A 26,878-nucleotide genomic window follows, 5' to 3' on the forward strand; every position below is an offset into this window, starting at 1 on the left:
AATAATTTTTAATCCCAAAAGGCAAAATTCCCCTTCTCCGTACCCCCCTCTATCTCCCCGCCAGCAGAGGGAAGATAAGGAATAAATTTTATTCAGGAGGGTTGGGGTGGGGTTCCGGAACTAGAATGAAACGATCTTGTTGCTTAAACCACCATCGGTAACTCTTGAAAGCTACTTTTTAGTAAAGTTTTGTCTTCCTCGGCGCGGAGGAGTTCCATTACCCGATCCTTATAATCCTGAAACAGAGGATTGCACTTAATGTCATAAGTGCGATCGCTTGGGAGTTTTATACTTAATTCTTCTTTAACCGTACCTGGACGCGAACTCAGCACATAGATGCGTTGAGATAGAAACACTGCTTCCTCAACATCGTGAGTAATCATAAATATTGTTGTCCGCGTGCGTTGCCAGACTTCTAGTAAAAATTGCTGCATCGCTTCTTTCGTCTGCACATCCAACGCCCCAAACGGTTCATCCATCAGTAAAATTTTCGGTTGCGAGGCTAAAGCACGCGCGATCGCGACCCGTTGCTTCATCCCACCTGAAAGTTCCTTTGGAAGTGACTTCGCAAACCCAGACAACCCAACCACGTCCAGATAATAAGCCACCCGTCGCCGTCGTTCTACCGAGGAGACACCTTGCAGCTTTAAACCAAATCCCACGTTCTCTGCAACCGTCATCCACGGATATAGCGTATAGCTTTGGAACACCATTCCCCGGTCAGGGCCAGGTCCCGTCACGCGCACCCCATCGACCAAAACTTCCCCCGCCGTGGGAGTATCCAATCCAGCAATCAACCGTAGCAATGTTGACTTACCAGAACCCGAAGCACCTACCGCACAGATACATTCTCCCTCTTCAATCTGCAAATTGATATCTTTGAGAGCAACGAGCGAACCGCGTCGAATTGGAAATTGTTTATGGAGTTGAGAAACTTGCAAATGCATAATGAGTGATAATTTTAAGTTTTTAGATTGAGTTGCCCACTCTAATCGTCATTGGTCACTAGCACCGAACGAATCCTTCAAAACCAATGACTGCTTACTTCTTTTCTTAATCATTAGCCCACTTACAAGACACGCGCAGTAACAATCGAAACAAAAGGTCTATCGTCAAACCAATCAAGCCAATTACAATCAGTCCCGCAAAAATTTCATCGGTCTTGAGAAATCTTTGGGCGACACTAATACGGCGACCCAAGCCTTCTGTCGCTGCCACCAACTCGGACACGATGACTAAGTTCCAAGAAGCTGCCATATTGACGCGACCCGCATCGATAATACTCGGAAGAATAAAGGGAAAAATTACTTGCAATAAAACTTGCTTTCGCTGACCGCCCAAGGTGTAGGAAGTTTCCAATAGCTCTTTCGGTACAAACTTCACCGCATCCATCACCATGAGCGTGTTAAAAAATAGCGTTCCGATAAAAATCAGCAGAATTTTTGGTTCTTCTCCCAGACCAAAATACAAAATTAGTAAGGGAATAAAAGCCGGTGCTGGCATATAACGCACAATGCCAATAATCGGTTCCATCAGCGCTCGAATGCTGGAAAAAGTTCCCATCAGTATCCCTAAGGGAATTGCAATCAGCGCCGCCAGAGAAAAGCCACTCAGAACGCGAAACAGGCTATAGGCAATATCTTTTTGCAAATCGCCAGTTGCTAAAAGCCTCTGAAAAGCGCCCCAAACTTGAGCGGGAGTCGGCAAAAATAAAGGTGCGACTATCCCAGCATTGGAGACTATCCACCAAAGAGCAACCGGGATGCAAATTGACAGAACCATTAAAGTCCATGCCAATTTTTTAGGAATCTCCTCACCAATGCGCCAGAAGACGCTAGGCGATAACATTTTACGAGGACGAGCGGAATTATTTTCCGGCAAATCTTCAGCGTAGCGGTTCATGATTTTTGCTTTGCCGCGTAGGCTTTGATAAACTGATCGTCAAATATTTGGGTAAGATTCGGAGTCTGTTGAGTTAACTTAGCCTCAACTAAAAATTTGCTAATTTCTTGAGCGGCGTAACTCAAAGAGGTCATGTCATTACCGGGACTAAATGCTTTCAAGTTGTCTTCAATGCTGAAGATTTTCGTCCCGGCTTCGTATTTCTTGTATTCCTCAACCGTGACCCCAGCCCGTTTTGCCATCGCGGCGTAAGCTTTGTCAGGATTGGTGCGGATAAACGCCAAGGTATCGAACCATGTATTGACCAAAGCTTGCACGTCTTGAGGACGTTCGTTAATCAGTTTTCGGCTGACCGTTAAATGATCGGGAATTGCTCCCGGAAAGTCTTTAGAACTGAATAATTCTTTACTTCCAGCACGTTCTAGCGCCTTGCTGGTAAACGGTGCAAAAACTCCAACTGCATCCACTTGACCCGCAACAAAAGCAGCTGAGGCTGCGCCGGTTTCTAAAGGCTGAAAAGTAATATCAGCCTGGGTTAAACCCGCTTTTTTCAGTCCGAGAAGTAGCAAGAAATGATCGACGGTTCCTTCTTCAGCAGCGATTTTTTTCCCTTTGAGGTCGGCAATACTATTGATACCTTCCCGAACAATAATTTTATCGTTGCCTGTTGAATTGTCATTAACTAATACAATCACTTGATCGGAACCAGCAGCCACTGAGCTGATCGTGTCATTCAAGGTTTGGGTATTCGCGCTGAGCTGACCAGCATTGAGGGCGTTAATGGAATCTAAATAGCCATCAAACCACTTCAAATTCACATTAACTTTGTTCGCGTCAAACAGCTTTTCTTCCTGAGCCACCTGCCAGGGCAACCACCCAGGCCAGACACTGAAACCCATTTGGATTGTTTCAGTTTTTGAGGATGTAGCGGTTTGCTGGGGGTTAGCACAACTAACCGTAATGACGAGGCTGAGCAAAAAGACCGAGAATAGAGAAAGTAACTGGCGGGTCTTCATTGAGTCTCACTCTTTACTAGCAGGCTCATTAGGCGGGTAGCATTTCTGTTGCCGCAGCAGATGAACGTTGATTTAAAACTTGCGACTTTACCCAATCAAACCAATTTTCTAATCCCTCACCCGTCTTGGCAGAAACCGCAATAATTGTGACATGAGGGTTCATCTGACGGACGTTGGCTGCAATCCGATTAATATCAATATCGAGATAAGGAGCCAAATCGATCTTGGTAATTAATAAACAATCCGCTTCTTGAAACATCACCGGATACTTGAGGGGTTTATCTTCTCCTTCAGTCACGCTCAACAAAGCAACTTTAACGTGTTCTCCTACTTCAAACTCAGCAGGACAAACTAAATTACCGACATTTTCAACTAGCACTAAATCAAAATCCGAAGGATTATATTGGTGTTCTAGTTGATGAATTCCTCCAGCTACCATCTTGGAATCCAAGTGGCAGGAACGCCCCGTATTAATTGCAATTACAGGGACTCCAGATTGACGCAAACGGTCGGCATCCAACTCCGTCGTCATATCCCCTTCAATTACGGCGATTTTTAAATCATCCGTCAAAACCGCAAGCGATCGCTCTAACAGTGCTGTTTTACCCGCCCCAGGACTACTCATAATATTGAAACAAGTAATCCCCCACTTATCGAAATGCGCCCGATTATGATCGGCTCCTTTCTGATTAGCATGGAGCAAGTTAATTCCTAATGCAGCGTCAAATGTTTGATGCATAAGCGTTTTTCTGTACTTCGTCAAAACTATACTCAATTCGGTCAATTTTTAGTTCTCTACCTGAGCGAATATCCTCCATCGGTGAGTCACACTCAGGGCAGCCGTATTGCAATCCAACTTGGGGTGCATATTCTTGTTGGCAGCGGTGACAAAAGGCAATCAGCGGTGTTTCCTGAATTACCAGTTCTACCCCTTCTAAAAAGGTGTTGCCAGTCTGTACTTCAAAAGCAAATTTTAGACTGACAGGTTCGACACAAGTGAACTTACCAACAATTAAGTGAATCTGGGTAATCTGGGGGCGCTCAGTCTGGGATTCCCACCAGTCTTTTACTGTGAAAATGAGCGCCTTTGTCATGTCAGTTTCGTGCAAGGCTCAACTCCACTCTGCAACTAATTCTGGTTGGGCGTAGGGGTGAATGTATGCGGCTTTTTCTTTTCGAGGTAACTGTCCTGACAGCACTAGATGCGCCATCGTGTCGCAAATCACTCGCGTTGCCATCAAAGATGTCATGTCGCTGATGTCGTAAGGGGGCGATACTTCCACCACCTCAAGCCCGCAAACGGGTGCTTTCTGAACAATTTTGCCCAGCATATAAAGAGCCTCGCGGGGTAATAATCCACCTGGTTCAGGCCAACCCGTTCCTGGGACAAAACCGGCATCAATGCAGTCAATATCAAAGCTGATATAAACGCAGTCGGTTCCGTCTAAAGCTCTTTCTAGAGCGAAGTTTACCGCTGCATCCAAACCCATTTCTGTGATGTCTGTAACTGTCAGAATATTTGTGGCTCGTTCTCGACAGACTTTTACACCTTGACGCGGCACTTGCCAGCCGCCGATTCCTAATTGCACGAGGTTTTTTGGATTGGCATTTTTGATGTTTGTGGCATGGAACCAAGGGCAGGTGTGCATGCGCTCATCGAGGTCTGTTTCCTGGGTATCGACGTGGCGATCGAAGTGAATAATCCCCAGTTTTTTATCGCCTAAATGGCGACAAACTCCCCGCACTGTGGGATAGCCAATTGAATGATCGCCTCCCAAAATAATTGGGAAAGCACCAGAACTAAAGATATGAGCAATTCCTTTAGAAATTTGGTCAAATGACTTTTCGTTATTTCCGGGAATTGTGAAAATATCTCCAACATCACACAGGGTAATTTGCTCTCGCAAATCAACGCCTAATTCAAAGTTATAGGGCGTATACAAAGCCGAAATCCGCCGAATTCCTTGAGGACCAAACCGGGTTCCAGGTCGGTAGGTGGTGCCAGAATCATGCGGTACGCCTACAATTGCAACATCGTATTCACCCACTTTTCGCACATCTTCTATATAAGGTGCTTTCAGGAAGGTGTTAATACCTGCGTAGTGGGGAAGTTCGCCGCGAGAGAAGGTAGAAATAGAGCGATCGCGTATACTTTCTGCTGCCTCTAATCCAAACTCTAACCCTTTTGCAACCTCCTGTTGCCAGCCTGTCATTGGCAGATGGGTTTCTTTCTCTAAGGCGCGACTCGCTTCAGTAGACGGCGGCTGAAAATCCGAATTCGAGTTTTGAGAATTTATGTCAGTCATGTTTGGAAAAATGGGATGTTTCGTCAGTCTAAAAGCTCTATTTTTTCTCCCAAGTCAAAGAAGACTTGCAAAAACAATAGCCCGGGTAAGCCATAACAGATAAGCTTCTGCTATGTACCTCCCGGGCTTTTCTCCCGCCGTGTAACCAGTCCGTGTTTCAATTTCTAAAAACACTCTATGACTGATTCGCTTCTCTCGGACCAGCCGTTTAAATCTTGAGACTTAAACCGGAACCCTAGAAGCTATTAATTTTTTTTACCCGATAGCTATCAATATTTGTTGGATGAACTTTGAAAGCTTAAATGTATAGATATCAATAAATTTTAAGGGAGAATGTAATCAAAGTTACAATTGGGCGGATTCCCCCCAGGGGGGAATCCAGAGTCAAGCGATCGCTACCTAGATGAACGCTCGCATCACAGCCTACAAGCAGGATTTTGCTACCGAGAAGGCTCAAATCGTACCGGACACCGCAGCCAAACCTGGATGCAAACGACTCCAGGCTTGGCGCATCATCAGCGCCCAATTAGGACAATCTTGTGTAGTTGCGCCTACCCCTTAGGAGAGCGATCGCCCTACACGGGTCAGTCGTCGGAAAGCTTTAGTCTTCGTGATCTTCAAACGGATCGCTCAATTCCTTAGAAGGAGGCCCGAACGCAGTGTAGATGGTGAAACCAGTGATAGCGACGAGAAAGGTAGCGATAGAAATGCTAAGAACTGTTGCGGGTTCCATAGGTGAGATAATTTATGAGAGCAGTTCCTATACAATATTACAAAACGTTAAAAACTTCTGTCGAGATTGATCCTAGGAAAGCTATGGCACAACGGACTTGGTTAGGAGATGTCCTCAAACCCCTTAACTCTGAATATGGGAAAGTATCTCCGGGGTGGGGCACTACGCCATTGATGGGCGTCTTTATGGTGCTATTTTTGGTCTTTTTACTGATTATTCTGCAACTTTACAATTCCTCACTCCTCGTTGAGGGTGTTGATGTCGATTGGAAAAGCCTAGGGCGTTAATCGACTGTAATCTGGCGCGAAGTCCTTGGGCTTTACATAACGCCACGATTAAAAAACACTGATGCTTTCCCGGCTAGACCGGGTTTTTTTGTCGGTTCTATACTAAAGTTAACCTTTTGCACGAAAAATCCTATGAATATCTTTGGCATCGGTCTGCCGGAAATGGCGCTGATTATGGTTGTGGCTCTTTTGATTTTTGGTCCTAAAAAGTTGCCAGAAATTGGTCGCAGTATGGGCAAGGCAATTCGCGGCTTCCAGGAAGCATCCAGAGAATTTGAAACTGAGTTCAAGCAGGAAGCAGAGCAGATAGAACAAGCTGTCAAGACACTTCCCCAGGCTGACTCAGAGAAAGTAGCAAACGGAAAGTCAGAGAATCCCGCAACTAGCTCATCGCAACACAGCTAAAACTGGCAATTCTCGTTGCCACGCTAGCGATTCTCACTCTTAGTGGAATATACAGGAACCTCACCCCCGACCCCCTTTTATGAACCGAGAGGGGATATCGAACCCCTCCCCGTTCGCTGGGAGAGTGCAGGAGTGGGGTTAAACCGTAGTGGATCCAATAGAGAATTGCTATAGAACAGGAAAGGGGGTAGACGCTAATTGTCAGCGACTGGTAGAAAGCCATATTTCTGCAATATCTGCTGCCCTCTGTTACTAGTAACAAAGTCGATGAATTCTTTTGCCTGCTGAGAATTTTGACTTTGCTTGACAACCGCTATCCAATAGCTGATAGGTCGAGTTGATTCAGGGGGAATTCGGGCGATCGCCTTCACTTTCTTCGATATCGCCGCATCCGTTGCATAGACAAGGGCGGCGTCAACATTTCCCTGCTCCACATAAGTCAAAACTTGACGCACATTGTCACCAAAGACTAACTTTTTTTCTTTTTCCAGTTTGGTATAAAGATTTTCTTTTTCGAGAGCTATTTTTGCGTACTCTCCCGCTGGCACTGTAGCTGGATTACCGATTGCTAAACGTTTCAGACGACTATCCCTTAAGTCAGATAGTTTCTTCAGCCAAGGGGTTTGAGCAGTAGTTGCCACCAGGACTAATTGATTACGAGCAAACGTCTTGCGAGTTTGGGGAAGCAACAAATTCTGCGTTTCTAAAGCATCCATCGGTCGAGCTGCTGCACTCGCGAATACATCAATGGGGGCACCCCGTTCGATTTGCTTTTGCAAGAAACCAGAAGCGGCAAAATTAAAGTGAACGGTAAAGGTAGGAAGCTGAGCTTGAAAGGATGTGGCAATCTCTGTAAAAGCTTCGCTCAACGAAGCAGCAGCAGCAACAGTCAGCGTGGTAGATGTAGATTCAGATGCCTTTGGGGAAATAGCTGGGGCACTGCAAGCCCCCAGCAGAAAACTCATAACCAGACTTAGCAGGATGAGAGGGGGTAGGATAGCGAACCGATTGGCATTCTCCGGACACTTGCGTGGCATCAAAAAAGAACTCAAGCGTTTTTTCCTTAGCAAAAACTATGATTTGAGGCTTTGATGTTCTTGAACCATTCGTTTCAGCGCTCCGCTTTGCCATTGAGTTCGGGTTTACCCGGAACTTCAAATTTGTAACCGACGCCCCGAACTGTTTGAATTAACTCAGGCTGAGTAGAATCGATTTCTATCTTCTTGCGAATCTGCCCGATATGAACGTCAACAACCCGTGGGTCTCCAATGTAGTCAGAAGCCCAAACTTCTTTGATTAACTCGGCTCGACGCCAAACCCGACCGGGATGACTCGCCAAGAAATGCAACAAATTAAATTCTAAGGCGGTCAGAGGTACTGGTTGATCGCTCAGATTCACCTCTCGACGCACTGGATCAATCACCAGTTTGTCAAAGATGAGGCGTTGCTGTTCGGCGACTTTCAGGGGCCGATGGCGCTTTAAAAGCGCCCCGACGCGGACGCCTAACTCTCCCAAGCTAAAAGGCTTGGTAATGTAGTCATCCGCACCCTGGGAGAAGCCGTGGATTTTATCGTTTTCGTCGGCGCGACTCGTTAGCAGCAGTACTAATACGTCGGTGCGGCTTTGCAATTCTTTGCAGAGTTGATAGCCATTCGCGTCAGGCAAATTCACGTCCAGAATCACCAGGTTTGGGTTGAATTGATCAAACACGGCGCGGGCGGTCTTGCCGTCTTCAGCAGACTCCATTTGATAATTTTGCTGACTTAAGAAGCGATAGATGAGATTCCGGATGGCCGGATCGTCATCCACGACAAGAATCTTGTGAGTTGCGGAAGCCAGGACCATAACTTTCCACTAAGAACTGGATTATGATTAACGGACAGCGGTATTTTAAGCAAACAGGTCGAGTCGGGGAAATAAGCGCTTTGGAAGGCGAAAAATCGCTTCCTTACCTTATTAATATTCCCAAGCTTAATGACGTAATGAGCATTTTAGACAATTATCGTCGCTCTCCCCAGTTAGTGAAAATATCTCGTAATCGTCAAGTCTCCACGATGGGCAGTCTGGCGGTTTGTTGTAAGTCTTTTTTGTCTAAAAAAATTAAATTTGCCGAGCGAATCCGGATAAATCATCTGACGGTTAGCTGGTAAACGAATAAAAGTGTCTTTCGAGAGAAGCGCTTGTGTTCAAGGATCAAGCTAAACTAACTTGGAGGATAGGATGAATGTAGGCACTCAAGGCTAAGGGTCAACTGCGATTAGGCAGTGATTTCAAGGACTTGAACGGCTTTGAACAAAAAACCAGTATGACAAAACTTCACGGGAAATGTATAGATACTTTGCCAAATGTAGTAATTTATGACCATTCCATCCTTCAAGAGCCGTAGCACCTTCTCCAATCAGCGTGAAAGTATTCCAATCGCGCTCTCATGGGGTCGGAGATCTTCTTTTCGCAACGGGAATTAGGGAGTTTTAGGTTACATAGGTTAGAACGGCTGGCTAACGATACTTTCTTCTAGCCTGAGGAACTGGCAGTGTAGATAGGGAGCTAGATTGCCAGAAACGATTGAGTCGATGAAGACTGCTAAAAATAATAGATCTCTGGGAGGTTTTGGATGAGCGAGCAAAATCCCTACGAAAAGCTTGGACTGTCAGAAGACGCAACTTTTGAGGAAATTCAGGAGACCCGCAAGCGCCTTCTTCAAGAGCATCATGGCGAGAAGGAGCTTCTGGAAGCGATGGAGACGGCCTACGATGCGATTTTAATGGAACGTCTGAGGATGCGCCAAGAGGGAAAAATTAAGGTTCCGGAACGGATTCGGTTCCCAGAGCGGGCGATCGCGCCTCCTCCCACTTTTACTCCTGTGCCGGTCAACCGTTCCCCAGCTTGGTTGCAAAATCTGATTGATACGCCTTCCTTACAGGAGGTGGCGTGGCCTAGCGGTTTGTTCTTGGCATTGAGCGCCATTACAGCCTATCCAGGCACCAATGATTCGATGCTGCCATTGAATATGGCGTTAGGGGCTGGATTAACTTTATTTTTGGTCAATCGCAAAGAGCGGAAATTTGGTCGCGCTTTCCTGCTGACGCTGCTGGGGTTGTTCGTAGGAATTGGATTGGGAACGCTGCTCGATAATGTGCTGATGACGCAAATTTCCAATATCGGATTGACGCCAGATAAATTCGTCACGGTGGTGACGTTTATTATTCTCTGGCTGGTTAGTAGCTTTCTGCGCTAAAGCTAAGAATTAAACATGAAAAATTAAGAGTTAATTAGAGAATTTTTAATTTTTCATTTTTTATGTTTAATTCTTCAGGCAGCGGCTGACTCAACACGAAATCTACGGCTTCACCAAGGTTGTTTACGATCAAGTCTGGCTGGTATTGCTCAAGCTGAGCGCGATCGCGTATCCCGCACAAAACCCCGATGACCTTAACGCCGTGGTTTTTTGCAGCAATCATATCAGCCTCGGTATCCCCGATCATCCACACATCAGAGGCGGGAGGAAGTTCCGCGATCGCGCGTTCCATCAGCAGCGGTTTGTCGTCGATGTCACGAGTCTTCACGTAGTCGTTTGCCAGGTGGTAGCACCGATTCTCTGGGAAAAATCGCGCTAAGTCGTAACGACCGAAAGCGTAATCTAACTCTCGTTGACGGCGCATGGTTAGTACCACCAAATCGACGCCTGCTTGCTGTACTTTTTCCAGGGCGTCAACGGCTCCGGGTGCCAGGGCGTCATAAACTAGATAGGGCATGGTATGCACGGTTTGACGCCGCAGTGCCGCAAATGCTTGGGCTTGCTCTTCATCGAGACCGGAAAGGATGCCGATTTGTCGTTCTGGGACGCGCGATCGCTTCAAACCCCAAAACTCCTCCTTAGACATCTGACGCACTGACTGGTCTTCCCGCCGCGTCTGTTCCAAACAAAACTGGTAAACTTGGTAATATCGCTCCGAAACGTCCATAATTGGGCCGTCGAAGTCACTGATAATTCTTAACATTTTTAGACGCAGGGGTTAATCTATATGATTAAGATTAATCACAAATTACCCCTTTTTTACCTGCCTGCCGATAGGTTCCTCAATACAGGCTACCTCGCTTCATCTGCTCTCGTTCAATCGCTTCAAAAAGAGCGCGAAAGTTGCCTTCCCCAAAACCCCGTGCCTGTAAGCGGCGCTCAATTAACTCAAAGAAGAAAGTAGGTTGTTCAAAAATCGGTTGAGTGAAGATTTGCAGTAGCAACGCTTCGGGAGAGTTTTCCTCCCAATCCACCAAAATTTGTTGCACCGCAATTTCCTGAATTTCAGCCTCCGATAGCTGAAGTCCTTGCCGGTGAAGCAGTTGCGTGTAGTAGGTGCGGGGGACTTGCAGAAAGGGTAGACCGCGTTGACGGAGATAGGCGATCGCATTCACAATATTGGGCGTTTGCAAAGCAATATGCTGAACTCCTGGCCCCTGATTCACCTCCAAAAATTCCTGAATTTGGGAATTCGCAGATGCGGGTTGATTAATCGGTAACTTGACCCAACCATCCGGATGATGCATCACCTTACTGTGCAGTCCCGAACGCTCGGTTTGAATCGCAAACGACTGCTGCGGTATAAACGCTAGCGTCTTTTCATACCAAGCAACTGCCCGATCCAAGTCCCCAGCCGCCACATTCAGCACCACATGATCGATGCCGCCAAACGCGAAGCCGGTGTTGCTCCTGCCATCTAACCGCTCGGAATCATCATCCCATAAGGCTTTTCCGCCATCCCAGTCAAGCTGGGGAAAAGTGCAAATAAAACCTCTATCTTGGCGCTCAACAAACTTAGGCTGCCTTTCTATCAAGGTATGGCTCAAAGAACCCCAAGCGGCAATCTTGCCCCACTTCAGAAAGACCTTACCCGGTTGTTCTTGGATGGGTTGCAACACCTTAGCGCCTCCATTGACCGCCTTCGTCATCACCGCTTCCACATCAGGAACGCTAAAAGCGATGTCAGCAACACCGGGAGGATGTTGGTGCAGAAACTGGGCAACGGGACTCGCCGATGTCAGGGGTGAAGATAGCAAAAAATAGACTGAGCCGCTTTTGACCACTTCTGTGCGAGTGTGGTCGCTTACCCCAGCGGCTACTGCTTGAAAGCCCAGCAGTAGCACAAACCAGTCGCGCGACGCTTTGGCATCTTCAACATAGAAGTGAACATGGTCAATTTTCATGGTTTATCCAGTCTGAGCAGCTCTACCTGAGTGTAAATTTTGCCCTCTTCCTGGCATTTACAGGTCATTCTTGAGAAAGAATCCCTCCTTTGATAAAGCGCTGAGTGCGGTAGGCGCTGGGTTTCCCTGCCCCTGTTGAGTAGTGAGTGGAGATGGAAAGAGTGGCACAGAGTCAGTAAAAAACAGCAGATTTTATACGTGGTGTACTCAGTTCGCGATGACGATTTAGAAAAACAGGTGGCTTTCTGGTTGAATATTAATTTCCATCGGCACCGCTTGCGGATCGGCGCTGAGCGCGAACAAAATCGCATCAGCCGCAGTTTCAGGGCTGAGCATCTTTTTGCGATCAACTTTCAGGCTGACATTGTCCCAAAAAGGAGAATCAACGCCGCCAAAATAGAACAGGGTGAACTTGATGCCGAAGCGCTTCAGCTCATCTGCCATACACTTGCTGAAACCGACGACGCCAAACTTGGAGGCACAGTAAGCCGATGCCATCGCCATTGAGTGCTTGCCCAGAATCCCCACCACATTGCAGATATGACCGCTTTTCTGCTCCTTCATCGCCTCCGCAGCTGCCTGACAGGTGTAGAAGCTGCCTTTTAAGTTCACATCAAGCATGGCGTCTAAATCTGCGGGTTCTAACTGGTTGTACTGCTTCATGACGCCAGCGCCCGCCGCATTGACTAAAACATCAATTTGACCAAAGTGGGCGATCGCTTTTTCCATTAGCGTCTCCACTTGCTGCGGTTTAGTAATATCTGTCGGTACGGTTAAGACTTGGGGGAGTCCAGATGCCAAGTTTTCCAACCGGCTGCTATCTCTTGCCGCTAGTACCAACCGCGCCCCCATCGGTGCCAGTTTGCGAGTTAAGACGGAACCAATGCCGCCAGTGGCACCAACGATGACAACGACTTTATCTTGCATATTCCTTTACATTTCTTTACATCTTCTCCCATCATACTGACCGCGATTGATTCTGCTCAAACCAGTGATTTCTCGTTTGCAGAGCGAGGAGACGCCTAAGAACGCTCTCAGGACGCTCTTGCTTCCAGCAATCACCGAGAAAGCCTAGGAAGAGGGTGGAACCCCATAGCAGCACCTAAGCACGGTAGCAAGCCCATCCAGTAGGCATTTCCTGGTAGAGCCTCTCAAAGCAGAAACCGAGAAAATGGGCAGACTATCCAGAAAAAACCTTGACATTTCGTAAAAATCGAGGCTGTGATGGACAAGGTGCGTGAGAGTTCCTGCTTCAGGTTGAGTAAATCATGGATTGGATAGTCAAAGAGACAGGGGAAATATTTGCTGGCTTATCCCAGCTATTTACAACCCCGGTTTTTGAAATCGGCAACACCCGTCTTTCCCTCGGTTCGATTGTCCAACTGATTTTGTTAGCGATCGCTGTCTTTATTGCTTCTCGCGCTACCAGCGAGTGGATTAAGCGGAAAATTCTGGTGCGGGTGAAATTGGATCGAGGAACGCGAGAAGCGATCGCAGCGGTCATCGGCTACCTTTTAGCCGGTTTCGGATTTATGATTGTCCTGCAAACAGCAGGCATCAACCTGAGTTCTCTAACAGTATTCGCTGGAGTGATTGGGATTGGGTTGGGCTTCGGATTACAGAATTTATCCAGCAACTTTATCAGCGGATTGACGCTACTTTTTGAACAACCGATTAGAGCCGGAGACTTTATTGAAGTTGATGGTCTTTTAGGAACTGTAGAAAATATTTCTATTCGTTCTACAATTGTTCGGACGCTGGATGGCGTTTTTGTCATCGTTCCCAATGTTCGATTTGTAGAAAACCATATTATTAACTGGACTTATAAGGACCCCAAGTGTCGCATCCATATCCCGATTGGAGTTGCCTATGGGAGCGAACCCATCTTAGTCACAGAAGCACTTTTAGCGGCTGCTCGAATGGAACCAGGCGTTTTATCTTCTCCTGCTCCTAAAGTTTGGTTTAAAAATTTTGGGGAAAGTTCTTTAAATTTTGAGCTATTAGTTTGGATCGATCGACCGCAGGGTAGCGATCCCATCAAAAGTTCTTTAAACTTTGCGATTGAGAATGAATTTCGCGACCGGGGAATCTCCATTCCTTTTCCCCAGAGGGATATCCACATTCGCAATTTAGAAGAAATAACGCATCGGTTTCATAAAACCAGCGCGACAGATGTTCCTAATGGCAAAGTCAATTCGCACAATAACACCATCACACCCAACCCCAAAGTTCTTGCCAAATCCCCCGATAACTGGACGCTGCGCGATTTGTTACGAAGAGTCACCTTTTTTGAGTCATGTACGGATTTAGAACTGCGGCAATTGATTGAGTACGGATACCGACAACTGTTTCCGAACGGACAGGCTGTCTGTCAAGAAAATGACCCCGGCGATTCATTTTATATTATTCTGACTGGCTCTGTAGAAGTCTTTTCTCAAAAAGCCGAGAAATATATTGCCACGCTTCACAAAGGCGAGTTTTTTGGAGAAATTTCTTTGTTACTAGGAACTCCTCGTTCGGCAACAGTTCGCACTTTGGAAGATTCGATTTTGTTTGTAGTAGATCGCAACGACTTACAGAAGCTTTTAGTCACCCATCAGGAGTTAGCCGATCAGATTGCCCAAAAGTTATCAGAACGACAACAGGCGTTACGAGATTTGGGAATACTGGCAGAAGAAGTCTCCGAACAGACTCCTTTAATCCGAATCAGACAACGAATTCAAAGCCTTTTTGGCATCTAAGAATTAATTCGCTTAAGATAGGCAATGGATTAAGTTTTGATTTAGGAGTTCTGAGCGATCGCTACTTGATATCCTTTATTTATTTTCTCTACCTTGAAGCAGCTACAAGACTGTAAAAATTGAGTGAAGCTACCTTCCAAATTTAAGTGCTTGATAATTTCAGTTATTGGTTGATTGTATTTCTTATGAAATTCTCCTCCTAAAGTTTCTAGGGGAATATATTTTTTTAAAGATTCAGACGCTAGACTATTTAACATATTTAATAACACTTGTTCCAGCTCAAGACAGGATGTGATTTTAGATAAAGAAGCGTGAGCGATCGCTACCTGATAACCTTGCCCATTTTTCTCAACTTTTAATTTAGAGCATGACTGTAAAAATTGGGTAAAATTAGTACCTGGTTTTAATTTTTTAACCAATGCAGTAGGGGATTGACCATAAACTTTCCTAAACTCTCCACCCAACGCCATTATTGAGATTTGAGCATCTAGGGACTGGACTTGCATTGCCTGAATAATTTTAAAAACTGCATTTTCTAGTTCTGCTAGAGAAGTAATAGTAGATAAAGCTTGAAGTTTATCGTCTGATTGCTGTTCAAGTTTAGAATTTTCTGGCGCTTTTTGGGGTTCAACTAAAGTCTGATTCCCGGCTTGAGTTTTATCAGTTTTTAACTCTGGATCTTGTTTAGTCGTTTTGGTCATTTGACCGATTTTAAATAGAGTGATATATATCTCAGCAGTTTCGGGGAGTTGATGTACTACAAAATCAGAGGGTTTATCTATGAAAATATCTTTATCAGTCTTACCGGGACTATAAGTATCAACAACTTGATTGATAGTAATTTCGTACTTTTCGTAAAATAGCTGAGATAGGGCAGATAACTTTACCCACTGAATTTTAGCCCGTTCTTGTTCTTCGACAAGCAACGCTTTTAAATAACTAATACATTGCATTAATGGTGGGATAACTGGTAAGTCTTTGGGCGTATAAGTTTCAATTTCACCTGTTTTATAGTTAGATACGGTTATATTAGAACCCTGTCGAAAAACCCGATATACCGTTAATCCGTATTTCTGAAGATGGTTGCAAAGATTGGTCATCACCGTATCTGATGAACAAACTAAGACTTCCTTAACTTTTGGGTAGTGTTCCCGGATTGATAAGCCAACTGCTATCATTTTTCCATCAGCGTTATCTCTACCAGCAGGAACGTGAATTAAATCATAGCCGCGTTCATGCAATTCCGCATCTAATTTACCCATGCGCCGCCAATTGGCAAAGGCAATTTTAACTTGGATAAAGTAAGTACAGACGGTTGTTAAAAATTTTTCTGTTTCGGTATCGAGTTGTAAGTTTTCGGCATCCAAAAGCAAAATCGCGATATGTTGCTCTGGAATCAGCACTCGTGGCGCTTCTGCTGGATGTGAAAAGGCTGAGCCATTTCTGGGAGCTATTTCAGATGATGAATCGATTAAGATACGAAGTTTTTCTATTAATTTACTAGATATCGGTAATTCTAAACATTGAGGAGTTAAGATTAATCGCAGTAACTTTTGTACTGTTTTAATTAGTGTGTCTCTATCAGGTGCTTTGTTGAATTCTGTTTGCAATTTTAAGAGGAAGGAGGATTGGTAAGGAGCATCACTCCAGGGAAGATTCCGGTACTTTTCAGTTAATAATTTTGGCTGCTGTTGCTGAATGAAAATAATGGATTGATAGATACAGAAGCTAATTTCATTAATAACAGCAGAATCATTGACCGAAGCCACACGAACGTTATCTGGCATAGTTTTTTTGGGTTATATTCAGGCGGCGTATCCCTAAAGTCTCTAGGGAGCGCTCTTAGGTTTAGGATTCCCCTCATAATAAAAGAAAGTGCTTTATACTTCTTAATCTTTACTATGGCAAGAGACTTGCGGGGATTCATCAAGCTACTGGAAGAACGAGGGCAGTTACGGAGAATCGATGCCCTAGTTGACCCAGATATGGAAATTGCTGAGATTTCTAACCGGATGTTACAACGCGGTGGCCCTGGGCTGCTATTTGAAAATGTAAAAGGGTCAGCTTATCCAGTAGCGGTGAACCTGATGGGTACAGTTGAACGGATTTGCTGGGCGATGAATATGCAGCATCCGTTGGAGTTGGAGGAACTGGGCAAAAAGCTGAGTATGTTGCAACAGCCGAAGCCACCGAAGAAGATTTCTCAGGCGGTGGAGTTTGGCAAGGTGCTATTTGATGTGCTGAAGGCGAAACCGGGGCGCGATTTTTTCCCAGCCTGTCAGCAAGTGGTTATCCAAGGTGATGATCTGGATCTGAACCAATTGCCGTTAATTCGTCCTTATTCTGGGGATGCTGGGAAGATAATCACGCTAGGGCTGGTCATTACCAAGGATTGCGAGACGGGTACGCCGAATGTGGGGGTGTACCGACTGCAACTGCAATCGCACAACACGATGACGGTGCATTGGCTATCGGTGCGGGGTGGTGCGAGACATCTACGCAAGGCGGCGGAACGGGGGAAAAAGTTGGAAGTTGCGATCGCACTCGGTGTTGACCCTCTGATCATCATGGCAGCTGCAACACCGATTCCAGTCGATTTATCAGAATGGCTGTTTGCTGGACTCTACGGCGGTTCTGGGGTGCAGTTGGCGAAGTGTAAGACGGTAGATTTAGAAGTGCCAGCCGACTCGGAATTTGTCCTAGAAGGCACGATTACGCCGGGGGAAGTGTTGTCAGATGGCCCTTTTGGCGATCACATGGGCTATTACGGCGGTGTCGAGGATTCGCCATTGATTCGCTTCCAGTGTATGACGCACCGCAAAGACCCAATATATATGACAACTTTTAGCGGTCGTCCACCAAAAGAAGAAGCGATGATGGCGATCGCGCTAAACCGCATCTACACGCCGATTTTGCGGCAACAAGTGTCAGAAATTGTTGATTTCTTCCTCCCAATGGAGGCGTTGAGTTATAAAGCGGCGATTATTTCCATTGATAAGGCATATCCGGGTCAGGCGCGACGTGCAGCCTTAGCTTTTTGGAGTGCTTTACCTCAGTTTACTTACACCAAGTTTGTGATTGTGGTAGATAAAGACATTAACATCCGCGATCCGCGTCAAGTGGTGTGGGCAATTAGTTCTAAAGTTGACCCGGTGCGTGATGTTTTCATTTTGCCGAATACGCCTTTTGATACTTTGGATTTCGCCAGTGAAAAAATTGGTTTAGGCGGACGCATGGGAATTGATGCGACTACGAAGATTCCTCCTGAAACCGAACATGAATGGGGCGAACCTTTGGAATCCGATCCAGATGTGGCGGCGATGGTGGAACGACGCTGGGCAGAGTATGGTTTAGCCGACTTGCAATTAGGAGAAGTTGATCCGAAATTGTTCGGCTACGATATGAAGTAATTGTTTGGCACCAGCACTAACGCTGGTGTTAAATAATCGGGAAAATTATGGCTAAAAAGGCGAACAAGACAGCATCAAAGCTAACCTTAGGATTAGCGCTAGCTAGCATGAGTTGGGTTATCAATACTGGCACGGCTAATCTTAGCGTATTAGCGCAACCAGTTAATGAAAAAAAATGCGATATTTCTGCCGTCGTTATCGACAAAGATCCGCAAGGTTTAAATGTGCGTAGCGGCCCAAGTAGTAATAGTCGAATCTTGGGAAAAATTCCCACATACGAGTCAGTTGATATCATTGCTTCCTCTGGAAATTGGGTAAAAATTACGAATGCTTTTAGAGAAATTGGCGGCTTTCAGGGAACTGGCTGGGTGTTTTTGCCCATGTTAGGCACATCAACGAGGGGCTATGAAACTAATGGCGTTAATCTTTATGTTAGTCCCAGTCAGCAAAGCCGAAAAATTGCACGAGTTCCACGTAGAACCGATGTTAAATTAATAGGCTGTCAGGGAGAATGGGCGGAGATTGAATATCGAGGTGTTAAAGGTTGGCTGAAAAGTGACGATCAATGTGGTGTAGGCACAACCTGTTCTTAATTGTTTTGCGAGGTGCAATAGATTAGGTTTATGGGCTAGTGCGATCGCTATCAGACCCAGATGCAGCTTGGGCTGATAAATTGTTGCGATCGCAAGCTTTACGGTAGTTCAAGCTTGAAGAGGCGCGTAGGAGGAAGTCTGAGGCGATCGCGATCGCCTGCTGTGTCTTTTCTATCGCTTAAGTAAATTTTATTGAGAATAGACCCACAAAGCCCCAAGGTTGACTGTCTTGGGGTTTTGCTTTAGCAATTACAGGCGATCGCATATCCCAAACGGCTTACAGACGCAAGTAGGCAGTTGAACACTTGAATTTGTAATCCATCTTAAAGCTCAGAGTTCTGAGTTTTAAGATGACACGAAATCACGAAGATTGCATTACCCTTCTTGAACAAATTCGCTGGGGTGGAAAGCCAAAGTGTCCCTACTGCGAATCGAAAAATGCTACAGCAATGAAAAATCAACGCAGATACCACTGTAATACTTGCTTTACTTCATATAGCGTTACAGTTGGCACTCTTTTCCACAAAACTTATGTAGACTTACAGAAATGGTTTCTAGCGATTACCCTTATACTGAATTCACCAAAAAGTATTACTGTGCGTCAGCTCGCAAAGGAGATTGAGGTCAACAAAAACACAGCAGCGTATATGCTAACACGTATACGCAAGGCAATGGTAGAGAACCCTAAACTCCTACAAAAGATTGTGGAGATGGATAAGCTTTAGAGCATCGAAAAAACTCTAAAATCTCAAAACAAATCTACTGGTAGTGCTCTAAGTGAGTTTATTGCCAGTAGACAATATTAGTTTAGTCAAGTGATCCCAAGTATTTCTCCAGATAGGAGTGTTATTGTGGCACGGTCTACAGTGTTTTCTACGGCAGTAGTTGCTGGATTAATATATTTGATTTGTAGTCTAGCGATAACTTTTGCTGCATACATTAGTTGCAAATGCATTAATGGAGGTTTTGATTCCGGATTTATGGGCACTATAGTTGCTGTAATTGCAATTCCTATACCTTTTTTAGTTCCTCCATTGGTTGGTAACTTAACAAAAGAAGTAAACAAAAAAGTAGAGAAAGAAGTTAGAAATCACTTGTTGCCTGAAATAAAACAACAGTTAGATTATGTAAAAAATAGTCTAAATGCTTTGGATGCCTCTAAAGTAAATGTAGCCGATTTTAATAATAAATTAGACCAAACCGTAAACGATATAGAAGTCTACTTTAGAAGCTATGATGCTTCTCAAAAAGCTGAAAAATGGTTAACTGACATTAGACAGCGTCAACTACTAGCTTTGAGAGTTAGCAGCTCTACTTTAGATAAATGCAATTTACATAATGATTTGAAATATATACTTTGTGATGATATCTTTCAATGTCTGACTTGGCTCCATCTTTGCCTAAAGTATAATGTGCGGCGACCTGTAATAAAAGCCAATATGGTTAAAGCAATACCTGATAACATTAAACCTTATGAGGAGGCACTAAAAATTATTAAGGATAAAGCAGTAAAAAACCTACCTAAAGACGCATCTGAATTAACAGAATATTATATTGATATTCTGCTGAATCAACTAAAGAGCTAGAGGGATTAATCAGATTAAGTAGTAGCATATTAAAAATATACTTATCAAAGTTTTTCCTTTTGGGTATGCCTAGGGAAAAAGCTATATCAATCACGTCGAAAAACACTGAATTTATCTATGAGTTCAATCAGTCGCCAACTCTGCTTTTGCGCCATCACATTCTGAGTTTCTTCGTCCCCTAAATTAATAACTTTTTCTTCATAATCTTTAAGTTCTTGTAAATCAGCTATTAATTTGTTTTCAAAGTGTCCTAATCGAGTAGTGATATCCAAATAAATAGTCGCGTCTAAGTGAACTATTTTTTGAGTTAAATCTGTCTTTAGATTATTGAATTCGCTTAAAGTAATTGATAGTGATTGTATTAGTTCTGATAAAGTTCTAACAGACATTTGTCTTTCTCTCTAATGATAGGAAAGCTTCTACTAAAATGCATGATATTTAGTAAATTTAATATAGTCACTATCTATGGCTGGGATATCATGACTCTTGGTCAACCTTCATCAAGGCTAAGCTCAGAAGGAGCTGAAGCTGCTCAAATGAGAAGCTGGCGCGATCGCTCTCCTTTGCCACAATAAAGAAAACTTTTACACAGAATATTCTTATGAGTACCCAAGTCACTCTTACCCTGCCAGATGAGGTTTACCGTAGAGCTGAGCGACTAGCACAACTGAGCAGCCGAGATGTCGCTGATGTCCTGGCAGATACAATTGAGCTTTCACTATCACCACTTGGTCTACAGTCGGAAGCAATTAAACCAGTATTAGCTTTATCTGATGATGAAGTGATGGCTTTAGCGCAGCTTCAGATGGAACCGGATCAAGACCAAAGTCTGAGTAGACTGTTGGACAGCCAACAAGCGGGGACACTTACACAAACACAACGTTCCGAGTTACTAGCGCTGATGCAGGTTTACGAAGAAGGCTTGTTATAGAAAGCCCAAGCAATGAGTGAAGCAGTACGACGCGGCTTGATGGAACCTTGTCGAACGAGAGGGCTTTCAAGATGGTCAACACTTTCATGATTGTCAGTTTTACATCAGCACTCAATCCCTGTGTGCCAACCAATTTCTAGCCGACACCATTGGACATTGGGGTATTGAAAACCGGCTCCATTGGGTTAGAGATGTTACCTTCGCTGAAGACTTTCCACCCCGACGCGGTGGCAATGCTCCGGTTAATTGGGCGATTTTACACAATTTTTTCATTACCATCGCCAGATTTCTTGGTTTCCGAACTATCCCTCAGGCGCAACGCGCTTTAGCCAATCAACTCTACCAAGTTTTTTCTCTTCTTGTATGAAACCACCCTGAAGGGAGGAGGGGCAGGGGTGGAGTTAAACTCCCCGTCTCTAGACGAGATTGATTGCGTCTGGAGAAGATTCGCCTATTTATCCGCATCGTCTGGATAAATGGGCGATCGCTGCCACCAATGCTAATGGTTTCACTGGCTTCGCGACGTGTGTCTGAAAGCCAGCTTTGACAGCCCGCGAGCGATCTTCTTCTCTGGCATACGCTGTCAGAGCCAAAGCTGGAATTCCCTTTTGTTGTGCATCCAGCGCCCTAACTTTGCGGATAAAAGTGTAGCCGTCCTCGTTCGGCATATCGATGTCGCTCACCAGGACATCCGGACGCCAATCCGAAGCATCGTCAGTTAAGACTGCCATTGCCTCTTTTGCGGATGCAACTGCCATCACTTCGCCTCCGTAGTGTTGCAAGATAACCGTCAGCAACTCACGGGCATCGGCTTCATCATCTACTACCAGCACTCGCAATCCGTTGAGTCCTGGAGGACACTCTGAGAGTCCTTCGTTGTCCCTTGTCCAGAATCCCTGCTCGATATCCTTTGGCTCGATGAGGACAGCGAGGATCGGCAGCTTCACTGTAAAGGTTGCGCCTTTTCCTTCTCCCGGACTTTGGGCAGAGACGGTACCTCCGTGCAGTTCTATCAAGTGGCGGGCGACGGCTAACCCCAGTCCCAGTCCGCCGTATGACCGGGTGATGGAGCTATCAGCTTGACGGAAACGATCGAACACATAGGGGAGAAAGTCGGCAGCGATTCCCTGTCCGGTGTCGCTGACTTGAATCTCAACCCAAGAGTTGCTCCGCTCCAGCCGCACCTCGACTCGCCCCCGTTTGGGTGTAAACTTCACTGCATTCGACAGTAAATTCCATACAACTTGCTGCAAGCGGTCGGGATCGCCGCAGATTAGCCCTGCGGAGGAATCAAGAAAAGACTCCAATCGAATCGACTTGGCACTAGCCGCCGGTTGGATGGTCGCGATCGCAGCTTCAATGACGGAGGATAGCTCCAGCGGACGGACATAAAGGCGAAATTTCCCCTGAATAATCCGCGAAACATCCAGCAAATCCTCAATTAGCTGTGTTTGCAACCGAGCATTACGCTCAATTGTCTCCATTGCCCGCACAATAATCGCTTCGTCAAGCTTCCGAGTCCGAAGCAACTGAGTCCATCCCAGCATTGAGTTGAGGGGGGTGCGAAGCTCGTGAGAGAGGGTTGCTAAGAACTCATCCTTCAGGCGGTTGGTTTCTTCAGCTGCCATTCTCGCCTGTTGTTCGTAAACGAGCAGTTTTTCGCGCTCTTGTTCGGCTTGCTTGCGCTCGGTAATGTCTATACAAGAGCCGATATAACCGACAAAGCTCCCGCCTGGAGTCAGCCGGGGAACGCCTCGATCGAAAACCCAGCGATACTCGCCATCAAAGCGCCTCAGGCGGTATTCCATTTCAAAATTTTCGCGGGCATCAAAGGCAGTGCGGTATGTTTCTACACACTGCTGAAGATCGTCAGGATGGAGGCTTTGCGTCCAACCCATGCCGATTGATTCTTCTAAAGTCCTGCCAGTAAAGTCGAGCCAGCCTTTATTAAAATAATTACAAGTTTTGTCGCAATCGCACATCCACAACATCACGGGAGCCATATCTGCCATCAGGCGAAATCGTTGTTCGCTTTCCCGCAGCGACTCCTGCGATCGCTGGCGCTCGGTAATGTCGCGGTAAGCGATCGCGATACCCGCTACACTCTTCACATCTAGTAAATTATTGGCGATCGCTTCAAAATCTCGCCAAGAGCCATCGACTTTCTGGATGCGAAACTGTGCGGTAATTTTGCTAGTTGGAGAGTTGCTAGTTGGAGAATTCAGTGCATCTGCTAATAGTTTCTCTGCCTGAGAGCGATCGCTTGGATGAACGATTTCAATCGCTTTTTTCGAGAGCCAATTTTCCGGTTCGTAGCCCAAAATCGATTGAATGGAGGCACTGGTGTAGCGAATTGTGCCATCAGCTGCAACAATCACAAGAATGTCAGAGGCATTCTGCGCTAAAGCCCGGAATCGCTCTTCGCTTTCCCGCAGTGCCTCTGCTCTGGCAAGCTGAATTTTCAGCCGTCGATCGAAGACAGAACCCAGCAGCGCTAGCGCTAGCACGATCGTCGTGGCAATTCCAATTTCAACTGCCAGCCAAGAATTGCCCATAATCAAGGACAACTCCATCCCGGAGGGATTGGTTGATTGATAGCTTACCGCTGCCATCCCGGTATAGTGCATCCCTGCGATCGCGCATCCCATGACAATCGCGCTGCCGATCTTTCGCAAGTTCCCGGTTAATGTCGCCGCTGTACGCAGATGAAAAGCTAACCACAAGGCGATCCAGGAAGCACTAATGGCGATCGCCATCGAAACTGCTACCAGTCTAAGGTCATAGGTAACGGTCGCTTCTAACCGCATCCCCGCCATGCCTGTATAGTGCATCGCGGCAATGCCACAGCCCATGAAAATGCCACCTGCGAGTAATCTTCGCCAACCCATTTGTTCGCGGCTAACGATATACAAAGCTGCGCCGGATGCGATCGCTGCGACTCCCATCGAAACCAAGACCGTGGGGAAATCGTAAGCCATTGAGATTGGCAGGCAATAGGCGAGCATTCCGATAAAATGCATCGACCAAATGCCACTTCCCATCGCGATCGCACCTCCTGCTAGCCACAGCTTCCGCCCACGTCCTTGAGCCGCCGTGACTCGTCCCGCTAAATCCAGCGCCGTGTAGGAAGCGGCGATCGCGATCGCCATCGAAAGCACAACCAGACGTAAATCGTAGGTTGCTATCATCTCTTGGGCTGCATCATTGATTCCCTTCATCTCTATACTGAACGCTGAGATTGTGGTGGCAATCGCAATCTCTCACGATCGGATTGCCTAATTCAAGTGTTTAAATTTTATCGGAGCAGCGGTTGAAAACTGTTTAACCTTCAGGAATAGCCTGAGTATATCTTCCTATGAGTTAATCTTATGGAAATCGAGGAGAAGGAACAGAGAACGACGTAGAATGCCCCTGCACCCCTACCCTTTTTACTTGTCCTTTTTCACCTGCCTTTTTTACTTCTGGCGTTCGCCATTTTTGCCAAACCGAGTTTCTTGTAACGTTGTGCCAATGCCTTGAATGATGCCGCGTCCAATTAAGCCAATGCCTCTGCCGATTACTTGCGTGAGGACGTAAACAACACCGCTACCTAGGAAGGCAACCGTTGAGCGCAGACGTGGCGCGATCGCATCTCTAGTTTCTAGCGCTAGCGTACAAGCGAGTTGGGCACCCCTGAGTTGCTGCAATTCATCAGTGCGGGGGGCATAAATAGAGATTTTTTTGATTCCAATTACACCTAGCGCTAGCAGAAGATATCGGCTTTCAAAAATTGCGGTTGGCTCACCCACATATCTTTCTAAACGATATTTCCACGATAGATTGTTCCGAAATCGAGCAATTTCCCGCGATGAAATTAACCGTCTATCGTAAAAAATCTGCTTAATTGCTTCCACATCTGCGAAATAGTTCAGCAGGGGTTGGACAACGCTATTGGCAATTTGAATTAATAAATTCTCCAAGATCATTTCTGCTCGATCCCGCGCTTCCGGTGTCCCAAAAGAGTAGGAAACATTATCAATCATCAGCGAAGTTTGAAAAAGCAAATAGTTGATGATTTCGGCAACCAGAGGAATTTTATCTAGAAAAGATTGTTGAATAATTGTTGCATCCTGTAACAATGTATTGACAATATCTACTTCAAGGTTTCCGACTTGAATTGTGCAATATTTGCCAAAAAAATCAGTGGTAGACGCTTGCCACAAATCCCGCAGAATCAGCGAGTGCTTCAGAGCGATCGCTTCCGGCTGTAGCTGGGAAAAGCGCAGTTCCTCTAAGACATCCTCGAATTTACGCAAGATCAGATAAAGCAATTCCCGTTTCTTTTCTTCCAGCAGAATATCAATTTCCAACGGAGAGCCAGTCAGATTTTTTAGCCCAAATTGAAGTTTATTTAAAGTAGCGTCTAGCAGGGGGCTGAGGATCGAGGATTCAGAAAGTGCTGAGGACTGAGTCGCGAGTGTTGAGTCTAACGAGGGATTATTTCTTCTCCTCGGTTCCGGGGTAGGGAGAGGAATCCCACTGCGGCGATCGCGACTTCCCGATCTAGGTGGGTTGAGGAGGTCATTCGAGTTTTCCCCAGGGGGGTCAGTAAAACCCGTCCCTGCCACCTGATTTCTTGCGCCGGTCGTCGCCACAGGTAACAGCTGTTTGACCAGCCAACGGGCTGTCCGCAATTCTCGTCGCCGTCCCGTTAGGATGAACCAATCTAGTGTCGAAAGATTGGGATTTTGTACCTGGTTTGTCACCTGGGCGATCGCGGTATCGATTTGCCGTAGTCCCGACTGACGGATTTGCCAGAGCAAGGATGAACGACTTTGTATGACATCTGAGGCTTCTACAGGCGCGTCGTTTTGCGTCTGTACAAGTTCTGACCAGTAAACTTCCCCAACGGCTACCTGACGAAGCGCTGGCACCAGAACCGAGAGATCGGTGCCTTTGGGGCAATAGCCCTCGACGCCTAGGGTTCTGGCTGCTATCAGTTCCTCTGGCGTGAGTCGTTGGCTGAGAAGGAATATCGGTAATTTCGGGAATTGCGTCTTTAATTCCTGGCACAGCTGCAATCCGATCGATCCCCCCAAAGACAAGTTAGAGCGACCTAGGTTTAGTTCTAAAATCACCAGATTTGGAGCGTTGTCTGTACCAACTCCAGCTGCCAACGTCTGCAAAGCGTCAGCAACGCTATCCGCCTCGGCAACGACTTGTAGGTCGGGAAACGACGCCAAAGCGGTGCTAAGACCCAACCGAAAAATCGGGTCATCATCGATTAGCATCAACTTGAAGCGGCGAACAGTCCCAAGGGTATCCGCTACGCGATCGCTCATCAACAACCTCCTGCTTCACACCGCTTTCTCCCTGCTATAACAGATTACTCATTCCAGGGGCGATACGAACAAAGCGCGATCGCGTACCTTGGAAGCGAGGATAACGCCTCGCGCAGAAAAAGTCAGTTCGCCACGCTTGTACTTTCCCTTGTATTTTCCACAGAGCGCGATCGCTGTCATCTAACTATTTTTTTGGGAAATTTATCTTAAATCGTCCTATTTAATCTTCCCCTCTTTTTAGTTCAAGCTAAAGAAAAAGTTGTAGATTTTATAGTGGACAAGACCCACGAAATGCGATTAGGGCGGGTATTGCTCCCCCTGCTACTACAGAAACATCATCATCTAGTTCTTGTATTAAAAATCGAGCTGCTATTTCTATAGTCAGATATTTAGCACCTAGAAGCTCTAACTATAGAACTATGCTCAGACTCGACATCTCCTATA

Annotated in this window: 28 protein-coding genes, 1 pseudogene and 1 riboswitch; of the genes and pseudogenes, 12 read left to right on the top strand and 17 right to left on the bottom strand. The window is 45.8% G+C overall.

The window, feature by feature from the left end; genetic code table 11:
- Positions 1–143 precede the first annotated feature (143 nt).
- From NDI33_RS01210 to speB, 6 genes are all read right to left on the bottom strand, one after another.
- Complete coding sequence (locus NDI33_RS01210) at positions 144–947, bottom strand: ABC transporter ATP-binding protein (protein ID WP_190411423.1); 804 nt, start codon at positions 945–947, stop codon at positions 144–146.
- Positions 948–1,053: 106 nt separating this feature from the next.
- Positions 1,054–1,902 (bottom strand): ABC transporter permease, encoded by an 849-nt coding sequence (locus tag NDI33_RS01215; protein WP_190411422.1) that lies wholly within the window; start codon positions 1,900–1,902, stop codon positions 1,054–1,056.
- Positions 1,899–2,918, bottom strand: coding sequence for an ABC transporter substrate-binding protein (locus NDI33_RS01220; RefSeq protein WP_190678340.1), 1,020 nt, complete (start codon positions 2,916–2,918; stop codon positions 1,899–1,901). Before NDI33_RS01220 ends, NDI33_RS01215 begins: the two co-directional genes overlap by 4 nt.
- 28 nt (positions 2,919–2,946) lie before the next feature.
- A complete protein-coding gene (gene hypB / locus NDI33_RS01225; RefSeq protein ID WP_190678341.1) occupies positions 2,947–3,657 on the bottom strand; it encodes a hydrogenase nickel incorporation protein HypB in 711 nt (236 codons plus the stop codon).
- Entirely contained in the window at positions 3,641–4,027 is a 387-nt protein-coding gene (hypA, locus tag NDI33_RS01230) for a hydrogenase maturation nickel metallochaperone HypA (protein WP_199299643.1), read from the bottom strand. The genes hypB and hypA overlap by 17 nt, the downstream gene beginning before the upstream one ends.
- A gap of 3 nt (positions 4,028–4,030) precedes the next feature.
- On the bottom strand, positions 4,031–5,224 hold the full coding sequence (speB, locus tag NDI33_RS01235) for an agmatinase (RefSeq protein WP_190411419.1): 1,194 nt from the start codon (positions 5,222–5,224) through the stop codon (positions 4,031–4,033).
- Between the two features lie 116 nt (positions 5,225–5,340).
- Positions 5,341–5,474, bottom strand: a riboswitch (guanidine-I (ykkC/yxkD leader).
- A 101-nt stretch (positions 5,475–5,575) separates the two neighbouring features.
- Here speB and NDI33_RS01240 point away from each other — a divergent pair.
- Entirely contained in the window at positions 5,576–5,866 is a 291-nt protein-coding gene (locus NDI33_RS01240) for a hypothetical protein (protein ID WP_190411486.1), read from the top strand.
- Here NDI33_RS01240 and psbN read toward each other — a convergent pair.
- Entirely contained in the window at positions 5,826–5,957 is a 132-nt protein-coding gene (gene psbN / locus NDI33_RS01245) for a photosystem II reaction center protein PsbN (protein ID WP_190411418.1), read from the bottom strand. The genes NDI33_RS01240 and psbN overlap by 41 nt on opposite strands.
- Before the next feature lie 83 nt (positions 5,958–6,040).
- Here psbN and psbH point away from each other — a divergent pair, with 83 nt between their 5' ends.
- Both psbH and NDI33_RS01255 read left to right on the top strand, forming a co-directional pair.
- Positions 6,041–6,244 (top strand): photosystem II reaction center protein PsbH, encoded by a 204-nt coding sequence (gene psbH, locus NDI33_RS01250; RefSeq protein ID WP_190411417.1) that lies wholly within the window; start codon positions 6,041–6,043, stop codon positions 6,242–6,244.
- Between the two features lie 132 nt (positions 6,245–6,376).
- The gene (locus NDI33_RS01255; RefSeq protein WP_190411416.1) at positions 6,377–6,649 is read left to right on the top strand and encodes a TatA/E family twin arginine-targeting protein translocase; all 273 of its coding nucleotides are present in this window, start codon (positions 6,377–6,379) and stop codon (positions 6,647–6,649) included.
- 194 nt (positions 6,650–6,843) lie between these two features.
- Here NDI33_RS01255 and modA read toward each other — a convergent pair whose 3' ends face one another.
- On the bottom strand, positions 6,844–7,686 hold the full coding sequence (gene modA / locus NDI33_RS01260) for a molybdate ABC transporter substrate-binding protein (RefSeq protein ID WP_242033251.1): 843 nt from the start codon (positions 7,684–7,686) through the stop codon (positions 6,844–6,846).
- 74 nt (positions 7,687–7,760) lie between these two features.
- Positions 7,761–8,495 (bottom strand): response regulator transcription factor, encoded by a 735-nt coding sequence (locus tag NDI33_RS01265; protein WP_190411414.1) that lies wholly within the window; start codon positions 8,493–8,495, stop codon positions 7,761–7,763.
- A gap of 23 nt (positions 8,496–8,518) precedes the next feature.
- Here NDI33_RS01265 and NDI33_RS01270 point away from each other — a divergent pair, with 23 nt between their 5' ends.
- Both NDI33_RS01270 and NDI33_RS01275 read left to right on the top strand, forming a co-directional pair.
- Positions 8,519–8,800 carry a hypothetical protein gene (locus NDI33_RS01270; protein ID WP_190426037.1) on the top strand — a complete coding sequence of 94 codons (282 nt, stop codon included), beginning with the start codon at positions 8,519–8,521 and terminating at the stop codon, positions 8,798–8,800.
- Positions 8,801–9,264: 464 nt separating this feature from the next.
- Positions 9,265–9,888 carry a CPP1-like family protein gene (locus NDI33_RS01275; RefSeq protein ID WP_190411412.1) on the top strand — a complete coding sequence of 208 codons (624 nt, stop codon included), beginning with the start codon at positions 9,265–9,267 and terminating at the stop codon, positions 9,886–9,888.
- 34 nt (positions 9,889–9,922) lie between these two features.
- Here the strand turns inward: NDI33_RS01275 and NDI33_RS01280 are convergent, their stop codons facing one another.
- The 3 genes from NDI33_RS01280 to NDI33_RS01290 all read right to left on the bottom strand — a co-directional run bounded on the left by NDI33_RS01280 (position 9,923) and on the right by NDI33_RS01290 (position 12,779).
- On the bottom strand, positions 9,923–10,651 hold the full coding sequence (locus NDI33_RS01280) for an HAD family hydrolase (RefSeq protein WP_190678343.1): 729 nt from the start codon (positions 10,649–10,651) through the stop codon (positions 9,923–9,925).
- A 79-nt stretch (positions 10,652–10,730) separates the two neighbouring features.
- Entirely contained in the window at positions 10,731–11,852 is a 1,122-nt protein-coding gene (gene hppD, locus NDI33_RS01285) for a 4-hydroxyphenylpyruvate dioxygenase (protein WP_190411410.1), read from the bottom strand.
- A gap of 225 nt (positions 11,853–12,077) precedes the next feature.
- Positions 12,078–12,779, bottom strand: a complete 702-nt coding sequence (locus NDI33_RS01290) for an SDR family oxidoreductase (protein WP_190678345.1) — start codon at positions 12,777–12,779, stop codon at positions 12,078–12,080.
- 341 nt (positions 12,780–13,120) lie between these two features.
- Between NDI33_RS01290 and NDI33_RS01295 the strand changes: the two genes are divergently transcribed.
- The gene (locus NDI33_RS01295; protein ID WP_190678347.1) at positions 13,121–14,593 is read left to right on the top strand and encodes a cyclic nucleotide-binding domain-containing protein; all 1,473 of its coding nucleotides are present in this window, start codon (positions 13,121–13,123) and stop codon (positions 14,591–14,593) included.
- A 41-nt stretch (positions 14,594–14,634) separates the two neighbouring features.
- Here the strand turns inward: NDI33_RS01295 and NDI33_RS01300 are convergent, their stop codons facing one another.
- Complete coding sequence (locus NDI33_RS01300; protein ID WP_190678348.1) at positions 14,635–16,380, bottom strand: NYN domain-containing protein; 1,746 nt, start codon at positions 16,378–16,380, stop codon at positions 14,635–14,637.
- A gap of 114 nt (positions 16,381–16,494) precedes the next feature.
- Here NDI33_RS01300 and NDI33_RS01305 point away from each other — a divergent pair, with 114 nt between their 5' ends.
- From NDI33_RS01305 to NDI33_RS01320, 4 genes are all read left to right on the top strand, one after another.
- Positions 16,495–18,003: a UbiD family decarboxylase gene (locus NDI33_RS01305; RefSeq protein WP_190532808.1), complete on the top strand. Its 1,509-nt coding sequence runs from the start codon at positions 16,495–16,497 to the stop codon at positions 18,001–18,003.
- A gap of 47 nt (positions 18,004–18,050) precedes the next feature.
- The gene (locus NDI33_RS01310; RefSeq protein ID WP_190436411.1) at positions 18,051–18,596 is read left to right on the top strand and encodes an SH3 domain-containing protein; all 546 of its coding nucleotides are present in this window, start codon (positions 18,051–18,053) and stop codon (positions 18,594–18,596) included.
- A 350-nt stretch (positions 18,597–18,946) separates the two neighbouring features.
- Complete coding sequence (locus NDI33_RS01315; protein ID WP_190678350.1) at positions 18,947–19,321, top strand: transposase; 375 nt, start codon at positions 18,947–18,949, stop codon at positions 19,319–19,321.
- 126 nt (positions 19,322–19,447) lie between these two features.
- Positions 19,448–20,182 carry a hypothetical protein gene (locus tag NDI33_RS01320; protein ID WP_190678351.1) on the top strand — a complete coding sequence of 245 codons (735 nt, stop codon included), beginning with the start codon at positions 19,448–19,450 and terminating at the stop codon, positions 20,180–20,182.
- Positions 20,183–20,268: 86 nt separating this feature from the next.
- Here NDI33_RS01320 and NDI33_RS01325 read toward each other — a convergent pair whose 3' ends face one another.
- Complete coding sequence (locus tag NDI33_RS01325) at positions 20,269–20,571, bottom strand: hypothetical protein (protein ID WP_190678352.1); 303 nt, start codon at positions 20,569–20,571, stop codon at positions 20,269–20,271.
- Between the two features lie 212 nt (positions 20,572–20,783).
- On the opposite strand from NDI33_RS01325, the gene NDI33_RS01330 reads away from it, so the two are divergent.
- Both NDI33_RS01330 and NDI33_RS01335 read left to right on the top strand, forming a co-directional pair.
- Positions 20,784–21,113, top strand: a complete 330-nt coding sequence (locus tag NDI33_RS01330; RefSeq protein WP_190678353.1) for a hypothetical protein — start codon at positions 20,784–20,786, stop codon at positions 21,111–21,113.
- A gap of 154 nt (positions 21,114–21,267) precedes the next feature.
- A pseudogene (locus tag NDI33_RS01335) lies at positions 21,268–21,378 on the top strand (ISAs1 family transposase); the annotation flags it as partial.
- A 190-nt stretch (positions 21,379–21,568) separates the two neighbouring features.
- On the opposite strand, the gene NDI33_RS01340 reads toward NDI33_RS01335, so the two are convergent.
- The 3 genes from NDI33_RS01340 to NDI33_RS01350 all read right to left on the bottom strand — a co-directional run bounded on the left by NDI33_RS01340 (position 21,569) and on the right by NDI33_RS01350 (position 26,614).
- A complete protein-coding gene (locus NDI33_RS01340) occupies positions 21,569–24,331 on the bottom strand; it encodes an MHYT domain-containing protein (protein ID WP_190678354.1) in 2,763 nt (920 codons plus the stop codon).
- A 237-nt stretch (positions 24,332–24,568) separates the two neighbouring features.
- Entirely contained in the window at positions 24,569–26,434 is a 1,866-nt protein-coding gene (locus NDI33_RS01345) for a DUF3685 domain-containing protein (protein WP_190678355.1), read from the bottom strand.
- 48 nt (positions 26,435–26,482) lie between these two features.
- Complete coding sequence (locus tag NDI33_RS01350; protein ID WP_277878940.1) at positions 26,483–26,614, bottom strand: hypothetical protein; 132 nt, start codon at positions 26,612–26,614, stop codon at positions 26,483–26,485.
- Between the last annotated feature and the right edge of the window lie 264 nt (positions 26,615–26,878).

The organism is Trichocoleus sp. DQ-A1, assembly GCF_039961955.1.
In the GTDB taxonomy this organism is placed as follows: Bacteria; Cyanobacteriota; Cyanobacteriia; order Cyanobacteriales; family FACHB-T130; genus FACHB-T130.

Excerpts from the sequence above, each read along its gene's own strand:
- NDI33_RS01295 (WP_190678347.1), top strand. The coding sequence starts at position 13,121 with ATGGATTGGATAGTCAAAGAGACAGGGGAAATATTTGCTGGCTTATCC.
- NDI33_RS01300 (WP_190678348.1), bottom strand. The coding sequence starts at position 16,380 with ATGCCAGATAACGTTCGTGTGGCTTCGGTCAATGATTCTGCTGTTATT.
- NDI33_RS01340 (WP_190678354.1), bottom strand. The coding sequence starts at position 24,331 with ATGAAGGGAATCAATGATGCAGCCCAAGAGATGATAGCAACCTACGAT.
- NDI33_RS01210 (WP_190411423.1), bottom strand. The coding sequence starts at position 947 with ATGCATTTGCAAGTTTCTCAACTCCATAAACAATTTCCAATTCGACGC.
- NDI33_RS01345 (WP_190678355.1), bottom strand. The coding sequence starts at position 26,434 with ATGAGCGATCGCGTAGCGGATACCCTTGGGACTGTTCGCCGCTTCAAG.
- hypB (WP_190678341.1), bottom strand. The coding sequence starts at position 3,657 with ATGCATCAAACATTTGACGCTGCATTAGGAATTAACTTGCTCCATGCT.
- NDI33_RS01280 (WP_190678343.1), bottom strand. The coding sequence starts at position 10,651 with ATGTTAAGAATTATCAGTGACTTCGACGGCCCAATTATGGACGTTTCG.
- NDI33_RS01265 (WP_190411414.1), bottom strand. The coding sequence starts at position 8,495 with ATGGTCCTGGCTTCCGCAACTCACAAGATTCTTGTCGTGGATGACGAT.
- NDI33_RS01220 (WP_190678340.1), bottom strand. The coding sequence starts at position 2,918 with ATGAAGACCCGCCAGTTACTTTCTCTATTCTCGGTCTTTTTGCTCAGC.
- NDI33_RS01330 (WP_190678353.1), top strand. The coding sequence starts at position 20,784 with ATGAGTACCCAAGTCACTCTTACCCTGCCAGATGAGGTTTACCGTAGA.
- speB (WP_190411419.1), bottom strand. The coding sequence starts at position 5,224 with ATGACTGACATAAATTCTCAAAACTCGAATTCGGATTTTCAGCCGCCG.
- NDI33_RS01215 (WP_190411422.1), bottom strand. The coding sequence starts at position 1,902 with ATGAACCGCTACGCTGAAGATTTGCCGGAAAATAATTCCGCTCGTCCT.
- NDI33_RS01325 (WP_190678352.1), bottom strand. The coding sequence starts at position 20,571 with ATGTCTGTTAGAACTTTATCAGAACTAATACAATCACTATCAATTACT.
- psbN (WP_190411418.1), bottom strand. The coding sequence starts at position 5,957 with ATGGAACCCGCAACAGTTCTTAGCATTTCTATCGCTACCTTTCTCGTC.
- NDI33_RS01350 (WP_277878940.1), bottom strand. The coding sequence starts at position 26,614 with ATGACAGCGATCGCGCTCTGTGGAAAATACAAGGGAAAGTACAAGCGT.
- NDI33_RS01290 (WP_190678345.1), bottom strand. The coding sequence starts at position 12,779 with ATGCAAGATAAAGTCGTTGTCATCGTTGGTGCCACTGGCGGCATTGGT.
- modA (WP_242033251.1), bottom strand. The coding sequence starts at position 7,686 with ATGCCACGCAAGTGTCCGGAGAATGCCAATCGGTTCGCTATCCTACCC.
- NDI33_RS01310 (WP_190436411.1), top strand. The coding sequence starts at position 18,051 with ATGGCTAAAAAGGCGAACAAGACAGCATCAAAGCTAACCTTAGGATTA.
- NDI33_RS01275 (WP_190411412.1), top strand. The coding sequence starts at position 9,265 with ATGAGCGAGCAAAATCCCTACGAAAAGCTTGGACTGTCAGAAGACGCA.
- psbH (WP_190411417.1), top strand. The coding sequence starts at position 6,041 with ATGGCACAACGGACTTGGTTAGGAGATGTCCTCAAACCCCTTAACTCT.
- NDI33_RS01255 (WP_190411416.1), top strand. The coding sequence starts at position 6,377 with ATGAATATCTTTGGCATCGGTCTGCCGGAAATGGCGCTGATTATGGTT.
- NDI33_RS01305 (WP_190532808.1), top strand. The coding sequence starts at position 16,495 with ATGGCAAGAGACTTGCGGGGATTCATCAAGCTACTGGAAGAACGAGGG.
- hppD (WP_190411410.1), bottom strand. The coding sequence starts at position 11,852 with ATGAAAATTGACCATGTTCACTTCTATGTTGAAGATGCCAAAGCGTCG.
- NDI33_RS01315 (WP_190678350.1), top strand. The coding sequence starts at position 18,947 with ATGACACGAAATCACGAAGATTGCATTACCCTTCTTGAACAAATTCGC.
- NDI33_RS01270 (WP_190426037.1), top strand. The coding sequence starts at position 8,519 with ATGATTAACGGACAGCGGTATTTTAAGCAAACAGGTCGAGTCGGGGAA.